General features: G+C 56.3%; 11 protein-coding genes. 7 read left to right on the top strand and 4 right to left on the bottom strand.

Going from position 1 to position 21,559, the window contains the following annotated elements; translation table 11 throughout:
- Positions 1–25 precede the first annotated feature (25 nt).
- Together SH410x_RS14845 and SH410x_RS14850 are read left to right on the top strand one after the other, a co-directional pair.
- Complete coding sequence (locus tag SH410x_RS14845; protein ID WP_473668358.1) at positions 26–4,657, top strand: DUF1549 domain-containing protein; 4,632 nt, start codon at positions 26–28, stop codon at positions 4,655–4,657.
- A gap of 9 nt (positions 4,658–4,666) precedes the next feature.
- On the top strand, positions 4,667–6,013 hold the full coding sequence (locus SH410x_RS14850; protein ID WP_473668360.1) for a WD40 domain-containing protein: 1,347 nt from the start codon (positions 4,667–4,669) through the stop codon (positions 6,011–6,013).
- A gap of 100 nt (positions 6,014–6,113) precedes the next feature.
- On the opposite strand, the gene SH410x_RS14855 is transcribed toward SH410x_RS14850, so the two are convergent.
- On the bottom strand, positions 6,114–7,544 hold the full coding sequence (locus SH410x_RS14855; RefSeq protein ID WP_473668362.1) for a DUF1501 domain-containing protein: 1,431 nt from the start codon (positions 7,542–7,544) through the stop codon (positions 6,114–6,116).
- Positions 7,545–8,123: 579 nt separating this feature from the next.
- On the opposite strand from SH410x_RS14855, the gene SH410x_RS14860 reads away from it, so the two are divergent.
- The 3 genes from SH410x_RS14860 to SH410x_RS14870 all read left to right on the top strand — a co-directional run bounded on the left by SH410x_RS14860 (position 8,124) and on the right by SH410x_RS14870 (position 12,965).
- Positions 8,124–9,608, top strand: coding sequence for a protein kinase domain-containing protein (locus SH410x_RS14860; protein WP_473668364.1), 1,485 nt, complete (start codon positions 8,124–8,126; stop codon positions 9,606–9,608).
- Between the two features lie 631 nt (positions 9,609–10,239).
- Entirely contained in the window at positions 10,240–11,481 is a 1,242-nt protein-coding gene (locus SH410x_RS14865) for a sensor histidine kinase (protein WP_473668366.1), read from the top strand.
- 68 nt (positions 11,482–11,549) lie between these two features.
- Positions 11,550–12,965: a sigma-54-dependent transcriptional regulator gene (locus SH410x_RS14870; RefSeq protein ID WP_473668368.1), complete on the top strand. Its 1,416-nt coding sequence runs from the start codon at positions 11,550–11,552 to the stop codon at positions 12,963–12,965.
- 171 nt (positions 12,966–13,136) lie between these two features.
- Here the strand turns inward: SH410x_RS14870 and SH410x_RS14875 are convergent, their stop codons facing one another.
- From SH410x_RS14875 to SH410x_RS14885, 3 genes are all read right to left on the bottom strand, one after another.
- Positions 13,137–14,696: a PP2C family protein-serine/threonine phosphatase gene (locus SH410x_RS14875; RefSeq protein ID WP_473668370.1), complete on the bottom strand. Its 1,560-nt coding sequence runs from the start codon at positions 14,694–14,696 to the stop codon at positions 13,137–13,139.
- A 151-nt stretch (positions 14,697–14,847) separates the two neighbouring features.
- The gene (locus SH410x_RS14880; protein ID WP_473668373.1) at positions 14,848–17,958 is read right to left on the bottom strand and encodes an efflux RND transporter permease subunit; all 3,111 of its coding nucleotides are present in this window, start codon (positions 17,956–17,958) and stop codon (positions 14,848–14,850) included.
- Positions 17,959–18,047: 89 nt separating this feature from the next.
- Positions 18,048–19,559 (bottom strand): efflux RND transporter periplasmic adaptor subunit, encoded by a 1,512-nt coding sequence (locus SH410x_RS14885; RefSeq protein ID WP_473668376.1) that lies wholly within the window; start codon positions 19,557–19,559, stop codon positions 18,048–18,050.
- Positions 19,560–19,631: 72 nt separating this feature from the next.
- Here SH410x_RS14885 and SH410x_RS14890 point away from each other — a divergent pair, with 72 nt between their 5' ends.
- Both SH410x_RS14890 and SH410x_RS14895 read left to right on the top strand, forming a co-directional pair.
- Positions 19,632–19,928: a hypothetical protein gene (locus SH410x_RS14890; RefSeq protein ID WP_473668379.1), complete on the top strand. Its 297-nt coding sequence runs from the start codon at positions 19,632–19,634 to the stop codon at positions 19,926–19,928.
- 242 nt (positions 19,929–20,170) lie between these two features.
- Positions 20,171–21,313, top strand: a complete 1,143-nt coding sequence (locus tag SH410x_RS14895; protein WP_473668381.1) for a ligand-gated ion channel — start codon at positions 20,171–20,173, stop codon at positions 21,311–21,313.
- Positions 21,314–21,559: the final 246 nt, after the last annotated feature.

A 21,559-nucleotide genomic window follows, 5' to 3' on the forward strand; every position in this document is an offset into this window, starting at 1 on the left:
CCCTCTTTCCAATCGAATGGATTCCATGCGAAATCGAATACTCACGCTCTGCTCTGCAAACCTCGTCTGGCTGTGCTTGGCACCTCTACTCTCGGCCCAAACGATCACTGCGGTCCAACCGCGAACCTGCCAGCCGGGGCAAACAATCGAGTTAGTCGTTCAAGGAACCGACTTGAATGATTCGCTGCGACTCGCATCGAGTGATCAATCGGTGCACTGGAAAATCTCGAAAGCGGAGCCCACCAAAGTCACGGTTGCGTTGACGGTGTCGGAGACCGCGTCACTGGGCCCCATGAGTCTTTGGTTGGCAACGCCGACGGGCGTCGTCAGAGCACACACCCTGTTTGTCGACGACCTGGATAGGGTCATCGACAGTGGCAACAATCATTCGATCGAAACCGCACAGGAGCTCGCCACGCAATCAACCGTCGAAGGGGTTTGCGCTGCATCGGTCAGCGATTTCTATCGGATCCACGTGGCCGAAGGGGAGCGGATTTCCGCCCTGGTCCACACCCAAGCACTTCGCTCAACAATGGACCCGGTACTGCGTTTATTCAACGCGGCCGGAGAGACGTTGGCCCAGGCCGACGACACGTCAGTCGGCCCCGACTGTCGGTTTCACTACACATTTTCGGAGGCAGGTGACTACTGGCTGGAGGTTCACGACAGCCGTAACTCGGCCGGCGGCGCACTCTACCAATTGCGGGTCGGTCATTTTCCGATCATCAACCAATGTTTTCCTCTGGCCGCTCGCGGTGGCGAGAAGACAGAGGTTGCCTTCATCGGACCCGATGGGGAGAGTTTGTCGTCACGCGAGATCGAAGTTCCCGCCGAAGGAACTTCCATCCAGCAGGTTCCAGCAAGATTCGACGATGGGCAATCGTCGAGTTGGGTGCCGATCTATCGCAGCGCGTATCCGCAATTCAGTGAGACGGCATCGACGGACAGCCTGACGTTACCGATCGGTATCAACGGCCGGTTCGAGCAACCACGAGAAGTTGACAACTATCTGATTCGCGGTGCCAAGGGGCAAGTCGTTCGTATCGCGGCGAAAACACGAAGCCTCGGCAGTCCCTCGCTCGTGCAGATGCAGTTGTTCAACGCTGCCAACGCAAAACTCGGCGGGACGAACGTCACTAATGCGGACGAGTGGAGCTTTGATGTGACGTTTCCTGAAGACGGTGACTATCGCTTGGAGGTGGCTGACTTGCTCAAACGCGGGGGTGAGGAATTCACTTACTACATCGAGTGCGTCCCATCGGGAACGTTCACCGTCGCGATGAAGGCAGACGCTAAGACGCAGGAAGATTTCCAGGTGGAACCCGGCCACGGCGCCTTGGCTCTGGATCTGCAGGTCTCGCGTTTTGGTTTCGACGGAGAGATCGAGCTCGCGTTGGCACACCCTGAGTCAGGGTTGCGAATTCTAAATCCACGCATCCCCGCAAAAGCCGTCGAAGCCAAAATCTACCTGGCTGCCAACGAAGGCTGGCAAGCGGACGGTCTGGATGTACTGCGAATCAAGGCGACCTCGGTCGAAACTCCGGGGCACAGCTGCTTCGTCGACAGTCGTGCGCTGCGACGCATCCAGGAACCATTCGTACTCGCGCCCGCGACCCGGGCGGATGGCGAGATTCTCGTCGCGGCGACAACGACCACGGATGCACCGTTCACGATGGAACCAACCGGGCCCGTACAGTTTGCCCGTCCTGTCCTTTCCCACTCAGCCGTACTGACGCCCAAGCGGCTCCAGGAAGCTTTCAAAGCGGCCGTTACCGTACTGCCCAATCCACTGCCGCCGGGTTGGAGCGTTACCACGGCAGTCGATAAGGAAACGTACACACTGAGCCTGACACGTAGCGATCGAGTCGCTGGGGAAAGCGGGGAACCTGTCGAACCCGAGCAACTGCCGCTGCTCGTCTATGGTGATTTCAATGGGCACGGCCGGATCGAAACGTACAACCTGCCCATCGCGTGGATTGATCCCGTTCGCGTCACGACTCAGTTCCCGGAACCATGGGTTCGGGGCGGGCGAGTTGGCGTGGAAGTGAACTTGATCCGCGAGGGAGGTGATCCGCAGCCCGTGACGATCAGACTGGCGGATCTGCCCGCCGGCATTACGGGTCCCGAGACAGTCGCGATTGCGGCAGACCAAGCGACTGCGAAATTCGAATTGCAAGTTTCTGGTGACGCGGCTCTCGACACGGCTCACGCGATCACGCTCACCCTCGCCAGCAAATTTGAGGGGAAGGACTTCACGGTTGCATCGACGCATCCATTACCCACCCTCGTCGACAGTCCCACCAAATTGGTCGTTTACCCGAGCGAAATTGTGTTAGCGGATTCTCGGGGCAGACAGCAGATCGCGGTTACCGGGACCCACCAACAAAACCTCCCGCGGGACTGGTCCCGTGATGCTCGCTTGACTTCATCGAACCCCGAAATTGCCGAAGTGCGAGCAGGAGTCGTGTATCCGATCGCCGACGGAGAAACAGAGATCATTGTCGAAGTCGGCGGCAATCGACATGTGATTCCAACCCTTGTTTCGAACATGGCAACGCCGCGTCCGATCGAATTCGAATCGGAGGTGTTGGTCGGATTATCGAAGCAAGGTTGCAATTCGGGAGCCTGTCATGGATCGCCAAGCGGGAAAGGCGGCTTTCGACTATCGCTACGCGCCTTCGATAGGAAGCTCGATGAGTTGACCATGATACGCGAAGACTTTGGCCGTCGGACTAACCCGATTGATCCCGAGCAAAGCCTGCTCCTGCTCAAGCCCTTGATGAACGTGGCCCACGGTGGTGGCAAGCAACTGCACAAAGACGACGCGGCCTACACGATCCTGCGAGATTGGATTGCCAGCGGTGCTGCCGCAGATCCCGAGGGAACCGCACGTATCACGAAGCTTGAAGTCTATCCGAATGCAAAACAGATACTGGCTGTCCAAGATGGTGGCCAGCAGCTTGCCGTTACGGCGCATTTCGCCGATGGCCGTAAACGGGATGTCACCCATCTCGTCGCCTACGAGACTTCCGACACCTCCGTCGCGACGGTGAATACCAATGGGTTCGTGACGCCACATGCTCGAGGTGAAGTTGCGATTCTGGTGCGGTTGTTGGAGTACATCGAATCCGTACCGCTGATGTTTGTCGAGAACCTGGAAGACTTTGAGTGGAAATCTCCACCGCCGAACAACTACATTGACGAGCTCGTCAATGCCAAGCTGCAACAGTTGCAATATTTGCCCGCCGAAACCTGCAGCGACGATGAGTTTCTCCGCCGGGTAAGTCTCGACCTGTTGGGCATCCTGCCGTCTCTCGAAGAGACGACTGCGTTCTTGGCCGACACCGGCGAAGACAAGCGCGAGCGGCTTGTCGACTCGCTGCTCGAGCGAGAAGAGTACGCCAAGTTCTGGGCGTTGAAGTGGGGCGACCTACTGAAGATGACCCGCAAATTGGTCGGCGATGAAGGAGTGTACAAATACCATCGCTGGGTCGAGCAGTCGCTGCACGAAAACATGCCCTACGATGAGTTCGCCACACAGCTGCTCACCGGCGCCGGTAGCACGTTGGCAAACCCTCCCGCCAATTTCTATCGCACGTCCACAGATATGAACGAGTGCGTCGAAACGATCTCCCAAGTCTTCCTCGGCGCGAGGCTGCAGTGCGCGAAATGTCACAACCATCCGTTTGAGCGTTGGACCCAAGACAACTACTACGGACTGGGAGCATTTTTCAATCGCGTACAGCGTCGAAACACCGAACGTCCCGGTGAGATGTTCGTCTACACCAGCTTCACTGGCGACGTGACACAACCGAGGACCGGCGAAGTGATGGCCCCTTGGCTACCTCAAGTGGGCAGCATCGAATCACCCAATGACACCGACCGACGCACCGCGTTCGCCGAGTGGTTAGTGAACCCCGAAAATCCCTATTTCGCTCGCATCGAAGCCAATCGCATTTGGAGCCAGCTTTTCTCACGCGGAATTGTTGATCCTATCGATGACTTCCGCGATTCGAATCCCCCGTCCAACACAGCCTTGTTAGACGCTCTGGCGAACGAGTTTGTCGAAAGTGGCTATGATCGAAAGCACCTATTGCGAGTCATCCTAAACAGCCGAACGTATCAGGCGAGCTATCGCACGACCGAGTTCAACCAGGACGACGCCAAGTATTTTTCGCATCAAGAACCGCGTCTACTGGGTGCGGAGCAATTACTCGATGCGATCAATCGAACCCTGGCACTCGAGCAGAAGTTTGGCAGTCTCCCCGCCGGAACGCTGGCGACACAGTTACCGGCACCGGATGTCGTCAAGGTCGACTTCCTGAAAGTGTTTGGGCAACCGGAACGCAGCACCGTTTGTGCTTGCGAGCGGGCGGATGACTCCACACTGGGCATGGCCATCGAATTGTTCAATGGTCCGATGATCCATGGAAAGTTACGCGACGCGAGCAACCGCTTTCGCAAGTCCTTGGCAGCAGGGAAACCGCTCGAGGATGTCGTTCAAGAGATTTACTTGGCCGCCGTTTGTCGCCCGCCGTCGGACGTCGAGTTGAAGGCGGCACTCCAGCATTGCAGCAAGAATCCAGATCCCGTTGTCGGAGTTGAGGATGTTTGCTGGGCGTTATTCAATACCGATGAATTTTTGTTTCAACACTAAGGCTGATCCATGTTAAGAATCTACATTTTAGCCGTATTCGTGTTTTGCAATTTCGGCAATCGATCCTTTGGCGACGATGTCGCTGCCGTTAGCTTTCGCAGCGACATTGCACCGATACTGCTAGACAGTTGTCTCGCGTGTCACGGCCCCAAGAAAGCCGAGGGTGGCTATCGCGTCGATACCTATGACGAGTTGCTCAAACCAGGTGACTCGGGCGAATTGCCGATCGCGGCTTCGGCCGATCAAGTCAGCGAGTTTCTACGCCGCATCACCTGCGATGAGTCCGAGCGAATGCCGGCCGAGAATGAAGCTCTCGCGCCCGAACAGATCGAGTTGGTCACGAAGTGGATTGCCGCTGGAGCGAAATTTGATGGCCCAAACCCCAGCGAGTCTCTGGCGCTGGTCATTCCACCGGCCCAGTACGCAGACCCGCCGGAAGTCTACAGCCGAGCGGTGCCGATCACGGCGATGACGTTCTCGCCCGACGGGAAGCAGATTGTTACGAGCGGCTACCATGAACTGGCGATCTGGAATACCGAAGACGCAAAGCTGATCCGCCGGATCAAGAACGTCGGGCAGCGAGTTTTCTCCTTAGCGTTCGCGCCGGACGGAAAGACGTTGGCCGTCGGTTGTGGTCAGCCGGGGCGAAATGGCGAGGTACGGCTGGTTGATTTTGAGTCCGGTGAGATCAAGGGAGTCGTTTCTCGAACAAGCGATGTTGTTTTGGACCTCGCATATCGGCCGGGATCCAATGAGCTTGCCATCGCTTCTGCAGACAGCACGATCCGTATTCTCAATGTCGAAACTCTCCAAGAAATCCGCACCATCGCGAGTCACGCTGATTGGGTCACCGCCATCGCTTGGAGCGACGACGGCACACGTCTGGCCTCCGCGAGTCGAGACAAGTCAGCCAAGGTTTACGATGGCGCCACCGGTGATCTACTGTCGAGCTATCTGGGTCACGGAGCCGCCGTACGGGGTGTATCCGTTTTGGCCGACAACCTGCAGGTCGTTTCCGTGGGCAGTGACAACAAACTGCACCGCTGGAACGTCGAGGGGGCGAAGAAAGTAGCGGAGATCGGCATTGGGGGCGAAGGTCAAAAACTGATTCGCGCCGGGACCAATCTCTTTGTCCCATGCTCGGACACTCGGCTCCTGCGAATCGATTTAGCCACCAACAAGATTTCGCAGGAATTCAAGGGACACCGTGATTGGGTGCTGTCAGCATGTTCCCAGCCGACGACAACGGGTGACGACAACAACCCTTCGATTGCGAGCGGTTCCTTTGATGGCGAGGTTCGCATTTGGAACCTCGCCGACGCAGCAATCGTCCGAGAATGGATTGCCAAACCGTAGCTGGGTTCGGAATAAAGAGGGAAACGACGGTCTAAACTTGGGTTTGAAGCTCAGTGGTTGGTGATCCCAACCACCGAGCATGCGGCCTGCTGTTTTCCGCTCAGCCAAACAAGTCTTTGATGGGCTGGCCCTCGTCGAGAAGATTATAGGGGCGTCCTTGCGAGTCTTCCGCTCGGAGGTCGTCGATGCCTGCCGCATGGTAGACCGTCTTAGCGATGTCTGCGGGTGTCAGAGGATGATCCGATGGGAACTCACCCAATCGATCACTCGATCCATAGGTCTGGCCGCCTTGGATTCCACCGCCGGCCATGATAACGCTCTGACAATGCGTCCAATGGTCTCGTCCAGCGCCACTGACGCCGCCAGAACGCGGGTCGCCGATTTTTGGCGTACGCCCCATCTCACTGTTCACGACCAGCAGGGTTTGATCGAGCAAATTGCGTTGGTCGAGATCCTCGACGAGGGCAGAGAACGCGCGATCGAATTCGGGCAGCAGGTGGTTCTTCAAACAATCAAAGTTGTTGCCGTGCGTATCCCAGCCGCCAGCACTCTTACACTGGTTCTTGATCGCTTCGTTCTCTTTCCAAAACACGGTCACAAACGGTGTTTCAGCTTCGACGAGGCGCCTCGCCAACAACAAACTCATCGCATTGACGCCCGTTCCGTATCGTGCTCGAGTCGCCTCGCTTTCGCTCTCCAAGTCGAACACCTCGGTGGTGCTCGACGACAGCAATAGATCGAGGGTTCGCTGTTGATGCATCTTCCAGGTTCGCTCGACCGGAGAACTCTCAAACTGACTGCGTGCAACATCGAGTTGCTTGAGCAATTGCTGCCGCGACTGCAAGTGTTCCGCTGTCACATCTCCCGAGAGCACCAGCGACGGGACTTGAAATTTCAACGGTTCGTCGACCGTTCCTTGGACGTACAGTGGATCAAACTCGACACCTAACCGGGCTGCGAATTGTCCCGGACGCGTGTAAGGCAGTTTGCTGGGTTTATGCGGCAACGTGATCGCGTTGGGTAGCCCATCGAGACTCGGTCGTCGTGATCCAACGACCGAACCCATGAACGGCCAATCGTCGCCGTAGGGGCGGCGATCATTACCCTGCGTTTTGAACGTCGTGTCGGGAACGTGACCGGTCAAATTGTAGTAGTACCCCGCGTGATGATCGTTCGTATTGACCGTTCCACAGACCGAACGAATCACGGCGAGATGGTGAGCTTGCTTGGCGAGCATCGGCATATACTCACAGCACTGGACACCGGGAGCTGAAGTCGAAATCGGTTGAAAAGGTCCGCGATACTCGGCAGGTGCCTGGGGTTTCATATCCCACATATCGACATGAGAGGCTCCTCCACAGAGGAAGAACAGAATCACAGATTTGGCTCGCCCTCCACTGTGGACACTGTTGGATCCAGGCGCTGCTGCGGATTCACCCGAGAGCACCTTTGTGGGCGTACCGAAGTGAAGTCCTGCGAAACCGCTCGCCGATGCGACGAGAAACTCGCGACGATTGTTAACAATGGTCATAAGGCCTTACCGAAAAATGGCTTGGATTGGAGTTTCGTTGGAGATCAACCATCCAAACGAACTGAGTCCGCTCAGGCGTCGCCACTCGCGACACGCCAACCGATCACGTCGAGCCGTGTTGCAATCCAAAAACGAAAACACATCGCATTCCGATCAGCAGCACGTCTCTCGATGATTCCTCTCACTTCCCAACGACTGATCGCACATTGTACAACGAAAACGAGCGTGATCGGGGCTGTGATGAGCCTGTTCCAACGGAAACACAATGTTTCGGTGAAGACGCTCAATCGAGTGCAGCAGGCGAGAGTAGACGGTGAGATTTCAAGGCATGGCGGTGGCATCTCGAAGACTGCAGAACGGGTTTTGATAAACGCAAGTGGTCGGCCGAACGCTGACTGTCCGACAGTAGCCTCCTAGGACGCGGGCCCGACGGAAAGCGGCCTTAGCAACTCGTGTTGCGTCCGTGACGGCGTTGCCGATCACCGGGTACACCAAGGCGACCGAACACCCACATCTGTTATGCTTCTGGCTCGAACGCTACTAACCAATCAGCTTGCCGGTTAACCCAAAGGACAAGTCATGACCACCGTACAGCCCTGTGTCGTTGGGACAAAAGCCCCGCGATATCACTTGCAAGCTGCTACCCCCGACCTTCGCCACTGCGCCATCGAGTCCGAGGACTATCGAGGACGTTGGGTTGCAGTCTTGTTCTATCCGCGTGATTTCTCGTTCGTATGCCCGACGGAGCTCACCGGATTCAGTGCGGAGAAGCATCTGTTCGACCAACGCGGCTGTGAGCTGTTGGGGATCAGCATTGATACGGTCGACTCGCACATGAAGTGGATGGAGACTCCGGCAAGCGAAGGTGGAGTCGAGGGGCTGCGATTCCCACTCGCTTCCGATCCCCAAGGCGACCTGTGCAAACGCTTTGGAGTCTGGCGGGAGGAGGACGGTCTTCCCAATCGAGGTTTGTTTCTGATCGATCCCGATGGAAAGCTTCGCTACGCCGCGAGCTACGACTTGAGTGTCGGCCGCAATGTCGAAGACGTCTTACGCGCATTGGATGCATTGCAGGCGGGCGGCCTCTGTCCAGCCAATTGGAAGCATGCCGATGGCGTCTTGGATGTCGCATCGATGTTGAAACCCGGCCGCGTCCTCGGCCATTACCGCATTGTGCGAGAGTTGGGACGTGGTGCTTTCGGGCAAGTCCTGGAGGCGGATGACTTGCGTCTCGAACGCAAAGTCGCCCTCAAAGTCATCTTGAAACAAGATGGCCAGACGGAAACCAAGCTCCTGCAGGAGGCGAGATCGGCAGCCGGCATCCGCCACCCCAACGTATGCACGATTTTCTCCGCTGATACGATTGACACGCTGCCCACCATCGTCATGGAATACGTGGATGGCCGCTCGCTCGCAGATATCATGGGCAGCAAACTCGACGATCACGACTTTCGTAAACTAGCCCACCGAATCGCCCTGGGGCTGTCCGCCGCCCATTCGCAGGGAATTGTCCACGGTGACTTGAAACCGGAGAATATTCTCCTGCGGGAAGGTAGCGAACCCGTTATCGTCGATTTTGGGCTCGCCCAATCTCTACCTCAAAGCGACGCCTCGATGCGAGCCACCAAGGCGGCAGCGACTCCCTCTTCGACGACCGGGAACGACAATGACGCGGCGGCGCTCAACGAGTTCCTGCAGGACCCGGATGAGACCATGGACCTCGATGTCAAGCAAAACACCAGCACCACGATTACCACGTACCGCTCAGGTCGAATCTGCGGGACGCCGGCCTACATGTCTCCCGAACAAGCCAGTGGAGATTGCTTGACAGAATCCAGCGATATCTTTTCGCTGGGACTGATCCTCACGCAGATGTTGTCCGGTGAATCGCCCATGGGCGACCTGTCGGCGATTGAGATCATCTCGGCATTGCGTCGGAGCGAATTTCTCGAGTCCGTTGTTGAACGCATCCCCCACGCGTACCGCAACGACCTTCGTGACATGTTTTCCAGTGTCCCCGACCAACGCCCCAGCGCGGAGGAAGTGTGCAGACGGATGACGTAGCGACCTCGACGAATGGCCATCTCGTCCGGCCTTTAGCAACAAGCGGAAAACGACTGTCTGATGTTGTGGCCGAACGCTCCGCGGTCGACCATTCCGACCGCGGAGCGTTCGGCCACTTATTTTCCGCTCGCGCCTAAAAACGCAGCAAGGGACGCCACTTAAAATCTGTCCTTACCGGTGGCCAGATTCTTCTCACGCAATCACTGCGGCAAGTCGGGGAAGGTGAGCCAAGATTGCCGTTCGACAGAGAAATATGCGTGCCAGACGCGGAAACCAACATGGACAGGCCTCAATTTCATCGCTGGTACGTCGATTGCGTTCAGACAAACAATCGGGCCGTCGACACGGACCCGCTTCCTCTCGTCAGCCGGGGCCCCCCTGCGAACGAGAGGTGCCTGGCTTCGAACCGCATCTCCGTTTTCAAGTGATCTGACGCATGCAGGCTAAGCCCGTGGTAAACTGTGAGCCCCCGGATACATTCTGCCAGCAGGTTCTCAGTGACGCAGAGGGTTCCATCAGATCGACCTTCAGAGCATCACCGACACGGCCTACAGAGACGTCTCCGCGACTGCACGAACTTCTGCATATGCCCAACCGAATCTCCGCACTTTCCACGATATTGCGGTCACCCATGCGAATATTGGGTTTGGTACTGACGCTGGTCTTCATCGTGGAGCTCGCTGTGATGTTTGCCCTGCCACGCGTCATACCTGGGTCGCTAGGCGACTCGGCGAAGGCGATCGCTGACGCGGTTCTCCTAACGCTCGTGTGTGCCCCCGTGCTATGGTTGGTCATCATCGGGCCGCTGCGTCGAATCGCGATTCGGGAACATGAACGAAGCGAAACGATTGTTGCCAACGCCAGCGAGAGTATTTTAACGTTTGATGCCGATTGGAGAGTGCTGTCATGCAACCGCGCCGCAACGGATCTGTTTGGCGTCGAGATGGATTTGCTTTTGGGGTACTCTCTGCAGAAACTATTGCCGGCCCTTCCAACGGTCCTTGAGAAGCTACCGGCCGAGTATCGATTCGCTGCCGCCCGATACAACGGCGAGCAGTTCCCCGCACAAATTTCGGTCAGCGAGTACCCATCGGAGACAGGGCAAACTCGAATCGCGATTGTCCGAGATTTGACGGCATCTGAAAAGGCTGCTGAGGAGCGAATCACGATGGTTCGAGAGACGGAAGCGTTACGGGCGCAGCAAATGGCCACGCTCGCGCAGCTTGCCACGGGGGTCGCTCATGAGATTCGTAACCCGTTGACCGCAATCAAGATGCTGATTCAGGTGAACCGCGCGAAGTTCGCCGGTGAAGGATTACCGACAGATGACTTGGAGTTGGTGGAGCAAGAAATCCGCCGCATGGAGCGATCGGTCAACAGTCTCCTCGATTACGCGAGACCAGAAGCATCCGAACTCAAAGAGTTCCCCATTCAAGATGTCGTCCGTCGGACGGTCGAATTGATCAAGGGACGTTGCCAGGCACAGAACGTTGACTTGGTCATCGAAGCACCAGATGCTCCGATTTTCATCATGGGCGATGCCGCTCAGATCCAGCAGTTGCTGCTGAACCTTGGGCTGAATGCACTCGATGCGATGCCCGAGGGCGGCAAGATCAACCTGTCAGTCGTTCAAGCGGGCGAACACGTATCAGTATCCATTTGCGATTCAGGATCCGGCATCAGCGAGAGCGTTCTGGGAAAGCTATTCACACCATTCGTAACGACCAAGGCCAGTGGCGTCGGATTGGGCCTGGGTATCTGTCGGCGCATCGCCGAAGCTCATCAAGGCGAACTGACAGGCGTGAATCAACTCACCAGCGGAGCCAAATTTCAATTGACGCTGCCCGTTTGCACCAACGCCAACCCGACCTGAGCCGACGCGATATTCTGCCCCGACGATCACCCGCATAAACTTTTGCCGAATCCAGCGACGGAGAAATGATGCAAAGCCTGTTAGTCATTGATGACGAAGCCGCCATTTTGCGAGCTTTTGAACGCGCCTTCACCAGTGACACGACGACGGTGCTGACAGCGAAAAACGCGGCCGACGGCGAAGCGACTTTCATCGAGGCCCAACCCGACGTGGTCGTGATCGACCTGAGTTTGCCCGACACCTCGGGATTGGAATGTTTTGAGCGTCTTCGCGAGATCGACGCACGGGTCCCGGTGATCTTCATCACAGGGCATGGCACCGTGGAATCAGCAATCGAGGCAACCAAGCTTGGTGCGTACGACTATTTATTCAAGCCACTCGAACTCGATGAGATGCGAACGCTCCTCGACAAAGCATTCAACCTGAGTCGGATGGTGCGAGTCCAGCCCGTTTTAGCTGATGAAGTCGATACCGTCGCCGACGCGATCGTGGGTCGCTGCAAGGCGATGAAAGAAGTCTATCGGGCGATCGGCCGCGTCGCCTCGCAAAACCTGACCGTGCTATTGCTGGGCGAGAGCGGGACGGGAAAAGAGGTCGTCGCCCAAGCAATTTACCATCACAGCGCGCGGGCAACCGGTCCGTTTCAAGCGATCAACTGTGCTGCAATCCCAGACGCTCTACTGGAAAGCGAAATTTTCGGGCACGAGAAAGGCGCTTTCACGGACGCCCATCGGCAACGCATCGGAAAGCTCGAACAAGTCGATCAAGGCACGCTTTTTTTGGATGAGGTCGGCGATATGTCCCCGATGACGCAAGCCAAAATGCTGCGGGTCCTCCAAGATCAAACGTTCGAGCGTGTCGGCGGAAATACGCAGATCAAAGTCGATGTGCGGATCATCGCCGCGACGAATCACGATCTGAAGCAACTCGTTTCGGAAGGCTTGTTCCGATCCGATTTGTACTTTCGCCTCAGCGTCGTGACAATCCAACTGCCGCCATTGCGCGAGCGGGAAGATGATCTGCGAGTGCTGTCTGAGTACTTCCTGCGAAGGTACAGCACCGAGTTCGGCAAAGACATCCGCTCGCTCGCCCCCGAAACGCTCGAACTGCTCCAGCAATACCATTGGCCGGGCAACGTTCGCGAGCTCGAAAGTGTGATGAAACAATCCTTGCTGACGGCCCGCGGCAACATTCTGTTACCCGAGTTTCTTCCAACGCTGGCTAATCAAAGTGCCAACCGCACCGGCGGCAAGCATGACGGCGACTACCTCACGGAATCCTACATCGCCGAACGCTTGTCATCCGGTAGCGTGAACTTGCACGCCGAAGCGATCGGCAAAGCCGAGTACCAACTTTTCCGGCAGGTCCTCCAGCATACCGCAGGCAATCAGATGAAAGCTGCGACGATTCTCGGAATCTCACGAGTCACCCTGCGAAGCAAATTAAAATCGCTGGGTATCGAGCCCAGCGATTTCAATCCATAGCGATCATTCTTGATCACTCAGACGATGAGTTTGTGGGCCATCGCGATACGACTCCCCCTGATTTCATCGCGTGAAGAAACGTTGACGTCGATACGCTCGCCCGAGCGGGGGATCCACCGTTTGGCGGCAGTCGATACGGGACCATTCGCCACTTGATTGTTCACGCGATGCCTAGACGACCTGCGGTTGGTACTCATCGAGGGACCTGTTTCGTTGTTCTCTCGTCGCAAAAGCATTGGTTTTTGCGTCCTTCCACTGAAATTCCATTAGCAACAATGTCACGTCATCGGTCTGCTGACCGGAACCGCGATGCGAGTCAACGATTTGGCGAGTCTGTTCGTTGGTGTCGGATAGGGAATGGTTTTGGTACGACAACAATGCTTCGAGCAGTCTTTCTTTGCTGAACATTTCATCGTCAGCCCCGAACGTCTCGGTAATTCCGTCAGTCGAAATCGCCAGCCGAGAGTTTGTGGTCATCGCCAAAGCGACCTCTTCCCACGACTCATCCTCGTCAATTCCCAGTAGCGTGCCCGTCGAGATGAGTTCTCTTGCGGCGCCAGATGCCTCGATCCACCAGGCTGGATCGTGCCCCGCATTGGCGTAGCGTAGCATTTGGGTTTCCGAATTGATTTCGATCAGAATGATGGACGCGAAATCTCCGAAGATCTGTACTTGCATGAAGATGCGATTCATTTCGCGAAGGATTTCCGCCGGAGAATCCGATTTTTCACTCGCTTGCAGAAGCAATGTCTTCAGCATCGCCGCGCTCATTGCAGCGGGGACCCCGTGACCCGTTGCATCGGCGACGCAGATCAGCCAACGATTATCTCCTTGGGGTAGAATATCCAAATAGTCGCCCCCCACTTCTTCGGCGGGAGAGTAGGTGATCGCGATCTCGACCTCTGGGATTTGTACATCATGCGGAAGGAGGTTCTGCTGGATGTCACGGGCCTTCTGCAATCGCGACTTGCGATCACGCTCGGACTCGGCGAGCGAGTCGCTCATCGCGTTGATTTCCGATGAAAGAAAATTCAGTTCGCGAGTGCGAAATCGAGGCGACTGTACTCTGAAATCTCCTTGACCCACCGAACGCACCTGATCGGCCAGGCATTCCAACGGACGTACGATCAATCGGACGAGCAGGAGACTGACAAACCCAGCGGCGATGGTGCCCATCAATCCGATTCCCAGAAGCCGGAAGAGTTCATCTTCAAAAACGGCAGACCGCAACTGCGAAATATTCTCGCTAACGACGACCTGAGTACCACCCTCAGAGTAGCTTGCCAACAGCACGTCATCATCTTGCAATCGTAGTCCAGGCTGTTGAGCGTTTGCCGCGGCAAAGACCTCGGCAAGTCGCTCCTGGGGGACAATCTGTGACGTGTCTGCTTGAAGGTAGAGATCACCATCAAACCGAATCGCGATGTGGTGTTCCGGCGAGTTTTCGTCATCCATTCGCACGCAAATGCTATCGATGTATTTCTGAATTGTCGCCGTCCCATGATCCTGCAAGTGCACAACGCCCGGCAGAACGGTCCGAGCTTCGTCCACGAGGTCAGCGTACTTTTCGTCAAAGTGATGACCGATTTCCCTACGATAGTCCAGTGTGATGAGAATCCCAACGAACAATAAAATCACGCCACTTGTTGCGGCCAGCAAGCGAACCCGAATGGAATGCAGCCGCGTCGAGGGGGCGGTTGGATTGGCAATTGCTGTTGTAGAAGCAGACATGGTTAAAATCATCAGGTGAAGGAGTACTGCAATTTACGGACGCGACACCAAAGAGGTCGTCGCTGGGATGGGCTCGGTCTCATTCGAAATGTCCCAAGGTATTCCTGCCGGTGACGGACGTGCCAAACGCCCACCCTCGTCGGCTTTGGATTCAGTGCGATGTCGGCTTCGATTCGCCTTGATGAGTCAAATCCATGTGCTGGAGACCACGAGCAAACCAGGGGTACACGCATGGAACGAATAACGACGTCAATAGCGTCGATGTGATCAGCCCGCCGATCACCACGGTCGCCAGTGGTCGTTGCATCTCGGCACCGTCGCTCGTCGACAATGCCATGGGCAGGAAGCCGAGGCTCGCAACGAGCGCAGTCATCAAGATGGGACGGAGCCGAATGAGTGCCGTTTCATGTGCGACCAACCTGAGTGGCATGCCCGATTCCCGAAGGTTTTCGGCGGCGCTGACCCAAACCAAACCGTTGAGCACTGCGACCCCGAACAACGCGATGAACCCAACTCCCGCTGAAATACTAAACGGCATCTCCCGAAGGTACAACGCGATCACGCCACCGGATGCGGCCATGGGGACCGCTAGAAAAATCAAGAATGCGAGACGCATCGAGCCGAGGCTGGTGTGTAAGAGCAGCATGATGATCACCAGCACGATCGGCGTGATGATGGCAAGTCGGCGACTGGCTGATTGCAAATTTTCAAAGTCACCGCCCCACCGGATCTCGTACCCAGCGGGAATGTCCACTTTCTCCGGGACGACGCGCTGCGCCTCGGTGACAAATGTTGCCACATCACGCCCGCGTACGTTGGCGGAGACGAACGTCCGACGGCGATTTCCTTCGTGTTCGATCGTTGGCGGCGTTTCCTCCAAGCGAATGTCGGCGAGCTCCTTCAGTGGAACAGACTGCCCATTTGAATCCGTTACGGGAACTTGTTCGAGTAGCGTCAGATTCTCACGCCACTTCTGTGGCACACGAACGATGATCGGATAGCGAGCCCGCCCCTCGAAAATCTGGCCAACCTGATGCCCTCCGAGTGAGGACACCACATCCAAGACGACCTGAGCGTCAATGCCGTACTGCGCAAGTGCCTCGGGCTTGGTTTGAATGGTCAATGTCGATAGGTTCGCTTGATAGTCTGCTTTCACATCGACGGCGCCGGGAATCGATCGCAGCACCGCTTCGATTTCCTTTCCCTTTGCTCCCAACACTTCCATGTCGTCGCCATAGAGCAGCACGGCTACATCCGCCTTGACGCCGGCAACAAGTTCGTCGACCCGCATTTCAATCGGTTGCGTGAAACCGAATGCGACACCGGGAACATTTGCATTCAACTCTTCCGACATCTGTTCGATGAGCTCATCACGCGTCTTCGGCGTCGGCCAATCATGAATTGGATTGAGCAGCACCCAAACGTCGGTTTGATGGACGCCCATCACATCGTTGGCGATCTCGGGGCGACCCGTCTTAGAGAAAACGGTCTTCACTTCAGGATACTTTTTGAGGATCGTCTCGATCTGAGTTGACATTTCAACAGAGCCTTCCAACGTGGCGCTCGGCAATCGTAACGCTTCAACTAAAAGGTCTCCTTCTTCCAATCGCGGCATGAACTCGGCACCCAAGTTCGCACCCATCGGTAGACTGATCGCGAACAACGTCAGCGCGGTGGCGATCGTCACAATGGGGTGCTTGATCGCGCGCGAAACAATCGGCTCGTAGAACCATTTGACGATTCGTACGACGAACACCTCGTCCTCACTCATCTTCTTGGGCAAGAATATCGACGCCATCGCTGGCATGAACGACAGCGACAGGATCATCGAGCCACCCAAGGCGAACAGCACCGTCAAGGCCATGGGACGAAACAACTTCCCCTCCGTCCCTTCGAGCAACAGAATCGGCAGAAAGACGACGGCGATAATGAGTTCGCCGAACATGGTCGGCTTGCGAACCTCGACCGCAGCGTCGCGGATGATGTCTTCGTGTTTCGCGTCGCCATTGTCATGCGACAATTTTCGAATACAGTTCTCAACCATGATGACGCTGCTGTCCACGATCAAACCGAAGTCGATCGCCCCGAGGCTCATCAGACTCGCGGTGACTCCCGTGACGCCCATCACGGAAGTTGCGAACAACATTGATAGCGGAATCGCGAGTGCGACAATGATCCCAGCACGGAGATTTCCCAGCATGAATAGCAGTACCACGACCACCAACATGCCGCCTTCGGTCAGGTTCGTCAGCACCGTCTTGAGAGTCCGCCCGATCAATGCCGCACGATCGTAGGTGACGTCCAGGTGCACGCCCTCGGGCAATGTGATTTCAATCTCTTTCAGGCGTTCTTTCGCAGCGGTCACGACCTCGCGGGAGTTCTCACCGATCAGCATCATGACCAATCCAGTGACAATCTCGCCGCGGCCGTCGCGGGTGACTGCACCTTGACGGGTCATCGGTTGGATGCTCACGCTCGCGATATCGCGAACGAGTATCGGCGTGCCGTCTGCCTCACGACGGACCACAACATTTTCAATGTCCTCGGTCGAGTCGAGCAGTGACACGCCACGAATGAATCGCTGCTCACCGTGGTGAATAACGTACCCGCCGCCCGACGTGTTGTTATTGTTCTGCAAACGCGAGAACAGCAGATCCATGGCGACGCCATAGCTGCTCATCCGATCCGGGTCAGGCTGCACCTCAAACGTTTTATAGAACCCGCCGTGGGTGTTGATCTCGGTAACGCCGGGCACCTGGCGCAGCCGGGGCGAGATATCCCACTCCAGCATCGTTCGCAACTCCATGGGAGTGTGCCTGTCGCTACGAACTTCAAATTGTAGAATTTCGCCCAACGCCGTCGTTAGCGGTCCCACAGCAGGAGTTCCGTAGCCAGGTGGAATAACGGCCGCCGCATCCGGCAACCGCTCGGCAACCAACTGGCGGGCCCGATAGATATCGGTGCCCTCTTCAAATACGATCGTGACGACCGAGATACCGAACTTAGAAACGCTGCGTAATTCCTCGACGTCGGGCAATCCACCCATCGTGTTTTCGACCGGATAGGTCACGTAGCGTTCGACTTCAACAGGTGACAATGAACCCGCGTCGGTCACGACCTGCACTTGCACATTGGTCATGTCGGGGACCGCGTCGATCGGCAGCTTCAACGCCGAATAGACACCGGCACCCGCCATCAACAACGTCAGGATGATGACAAGGCCGCGATTGACGACCGAGAATTCAATGATTTTGGTGAGCATGGTGGCAGTTCAATAGTGCAGAAATGTGGAATGGGCTTGGGGGCCCGTTCATTCGGAGCAAAGGGGGTGGCGATGGAACCGAGGGGTCACTATTCGCCTTGGAGCAGCAGTTCAGACTTCAACAAAAACGCACCATGGGTCACCACCGACTGACCTGGCGATAGTCCCTCCGTCACTTCGATCCAGTCATCCGATGCAAGTCCTGTTGTCACATCCACTCGTCTGAACGTGCCGTCGTGCATGTCTAGAAATACAAACGACTGGTTTTCGTGCTGGACGACCGACTCTGGTTTCACGGACAGAACGTCTCGGGACTCGCCCATAGGAATCGTCACGCGAACGAACATGCCCGGTCGCAACAGGCCTTCGCTATTTTCAACCGTCGCCACCAACGGGACCGAGTTCGTGTCGGCTTGAACTTCGCGACCAAAATATCGAATGCGGGCTTCGAAGATACGATCATCGAGGGCGGGCACGGTCACCGAAATGACCGTACCTTGATCGAGCGAAACCGCGGACCAATCACTCTCACGGATGCTCGCGGCGACATAAAGTGAAGTGGTATTGGCAAGCACGAAAAGCGAGTCGCCTCGCATGACACGCTCGTTGTTTGCGTAACCGTGCGCCTCGACGGAGCCCGCGAACGGTGCTCGAACTTCGAGTCGCGATAAGGCATCGTCGTCGCTCAGATTGACGGATTCTTTGTCATCCTTGTACCCGAGCAATGTCTCAACCACTTGCCAGGCGAGATTCAGCTGACGATCCGCCTCGGATAACTTGGCCTCCGCATTGAGCTTGGCTTGGCTGGCTGCATATGTTGCCTGATCTCTTGAAGTTCTGAATGCCGTCTCAGCAACCTGGCGTTCAGTCTGACGCTCGCGAATCGTGCGTCCGGCAATCGCACCTGAATCGACAAGTGGTTCGATTTTCGCCAGAATCGCAGCGGATAATTGAACTTTTGCGTAAGCCGAGAGGACGTCTTGCCGGTAGCTTCCCATCGCTCGATTGCGAAAGATATCTTCAATCGCGTCGGCCGATTCGCCTTGGTCCAACATGACCGACATTTCTTCCAGGTTCTTCGCCAGTGCCACCTCTCGCTCGAGCACTTGCTGAGCGATTTCGCGTTCCTTCTTACGCTTGAGGATTTCCGCACGCGCTTTTCCAATCTCGGGACTACGGAGAACGGCGAGTAGCTGACCACTTTCGACATGTTGCCCGGTCGAGACCAATACTTCCGCGAGAATGCCATCCATCGGAGCCTTCACATCGACGTGCTTGGTATCGTCGTACCGAATGCGACCGGGAATCGTGTGAAAGTGTGCAACCGATCGAATCTGTGCCGGGACGGATTCGAATTGCGCCGCGTCAACTTTACCTGCGGGCAACATCAACATGTCCGGTATCGCCTCTTCGCTGGCAACGGCAACCTCCTCTTCTCGCTGGCCACTGGTCTTGATCTGATGAACCGCCAACCAACCGCCCCCCATGACCGTGAGCACAAACAGGGTCGGCCCGAATTTTGTCATCGCACGAAGCAAACGCGAACTCTGTGTCTCGATGCTTTTTTCAGTGCCATGCGTGTTCGAAGGTTCGGTTGTCATCACAGTTCGCTATGGAAAATTGGTTCATTGTTTCACGATGAACCTTCCTAAAGCAGGAACTGTGCCAACGCCTTGAAACCCCCGTTTCTCCCGTGTTTCACGTATGTTTGGAATGCAGCCGTCAAGGCCAGCGTCCGTAAAGAGAAAGACATTCACCAACGCCGTGGAAAGAAACTGTCCACGGCTGAAATGCGATGCTCTTCTGCAGAATCGGTGCGCAAGAACCATTTCAACGCCGCCGACAAAGTGCTGCTGAAACAAGGCATGCGTGACCTCATCGCCAACATTAGCGGTAGGGGAGAGTACGGTGAGGAGTGGATCTTGGACGCCAACTTGACCAGCATCCCAAACGTGTCCGCTGATTCTTGACGCGATGGCAAAGTACCTTTTCGTCTGCCGAGGCAACGCTATACTACGTTTCCTTGCAAGCCGCCGGACGGGCGTGGGCGAATGCTAGAGACGTTTGGACTGGGCGGTGAAATCCGTGAGATGCCCCTATCACGACTTGACAGAATCTCGCCTGAATGTACTGCTTCGCACTTGGAATACCTGAACGCGCCGGCATTCCGCTTCACCATCCTGAGTCACGAAGAATAAGCGAGAATACGTTGGTGGCAGACAAAATCGACGCGAACCCCGAATCCAGATTCCACTGGAGCACGGCATGCAAGCGGTTTGCCAGCGCGGTTCAATTCGCGTTGTTGGCAATATGCTGTTCGCTAGCGACCGCGGCCGAGCCTGTTGCCGCACCGACTCAGGCACCGGTGTTTAAGCCGCATCCACTCAATCCTCCAAAATCGGTTGGGTCGGTGTCGGTGCATGCGACTTTTGAACTTCTCAGTATCAGTGACATTAACGACGAGGCGGAGCAGGTCGGGTTGTCCGGTATCCTCACGCTCACGTGGAAGGACCCTCGGCAGTCATTCGATCCGGTGCAAGAGGGCGTGAGCGAGAAGGTCTTTTCTGGCGATTTTCAGTTCAACGAGGTTTTCGTCGGCTGGTATCCCCAGGTCACCCTTGCGAACACGGCTGGACAGTACGACAGCCTCGCGGTCGTGCTCCGCGTGAAGCCAGATGGAACCTGCACCTTGAGCCAGGCAATCGAGGCGGCTGCGAAGGTAGATCTGAACATGCGGCGGTTCCCCTTCGATCGCCAGCGTTTGGAGATCATATTCAGGCTATTCGGATTCGATTCCCATAACATCGAGTTTGATAGCGAATCAACCGCCGTTACCACGAAAGAATCGTTTACCAAGGTTCCACAGTGGTCCCTGAGGAAGATCCAAGCGTCGAATCGAACGCTCAACGCGTCCAACACCGTCGGGATGGGCGCTGCTTCCGCGTTTGTCGTGGCCATCGATGTAAAACGAGAACCGCTGTTCATGCTCCGACTCGTCGTGGTGCCCTTGAGTTTGATCGTCTTGCTCTCGTGGTCAGTGTTCTGGATGGACCGCTCCTCCGTGGGCGATCGCGTCAGCGTGTCATTCGTAGGGATCCTCACAGCAGTGGCTTACCAGATCACGCTGGTGGGAATTGTGCCCAACGTATCCATCGTCACGATGATGAATGCGTTTTTGAATCTCAGTTTATTAATCATGTGTGCCCCCGTCTTCATTAGCCTGTACGTGGGCACGGTCGATCGAAGTGGACATAAACGGGGTGATCGCATTGACCGGCGTTGTCGCTGGCTCTTCCCGCTCACCTACATTGGGCTCAACGCGGTCATACTCTTGGTGTCCTTTTTCGTACTTTAACCGGGAATCGACTGAGGGAATGTCGGGAAACATCTCAGGTGCCCTTCGGTCGCAGGGCCGAGCCCGGTGGCCGTCCGGAAACGTTGCGCAATTTCACGACAGCGCGGAGAGATGAGCGTGTCCCAATGGGTTGCAGAAGCCCTCGATCGAGATGCCATTCTGGTCGATCACGTGGGTCTGGGCAGTGAGCGGCGTGGCGCCCATTCGATCACGCTGCCGGAACCGCTCTAAGCTCCGATCGACCGA

The sequence above is a fragment of the Rhodopirellula sp. SH410 genome (assembly GCF_055811895.1).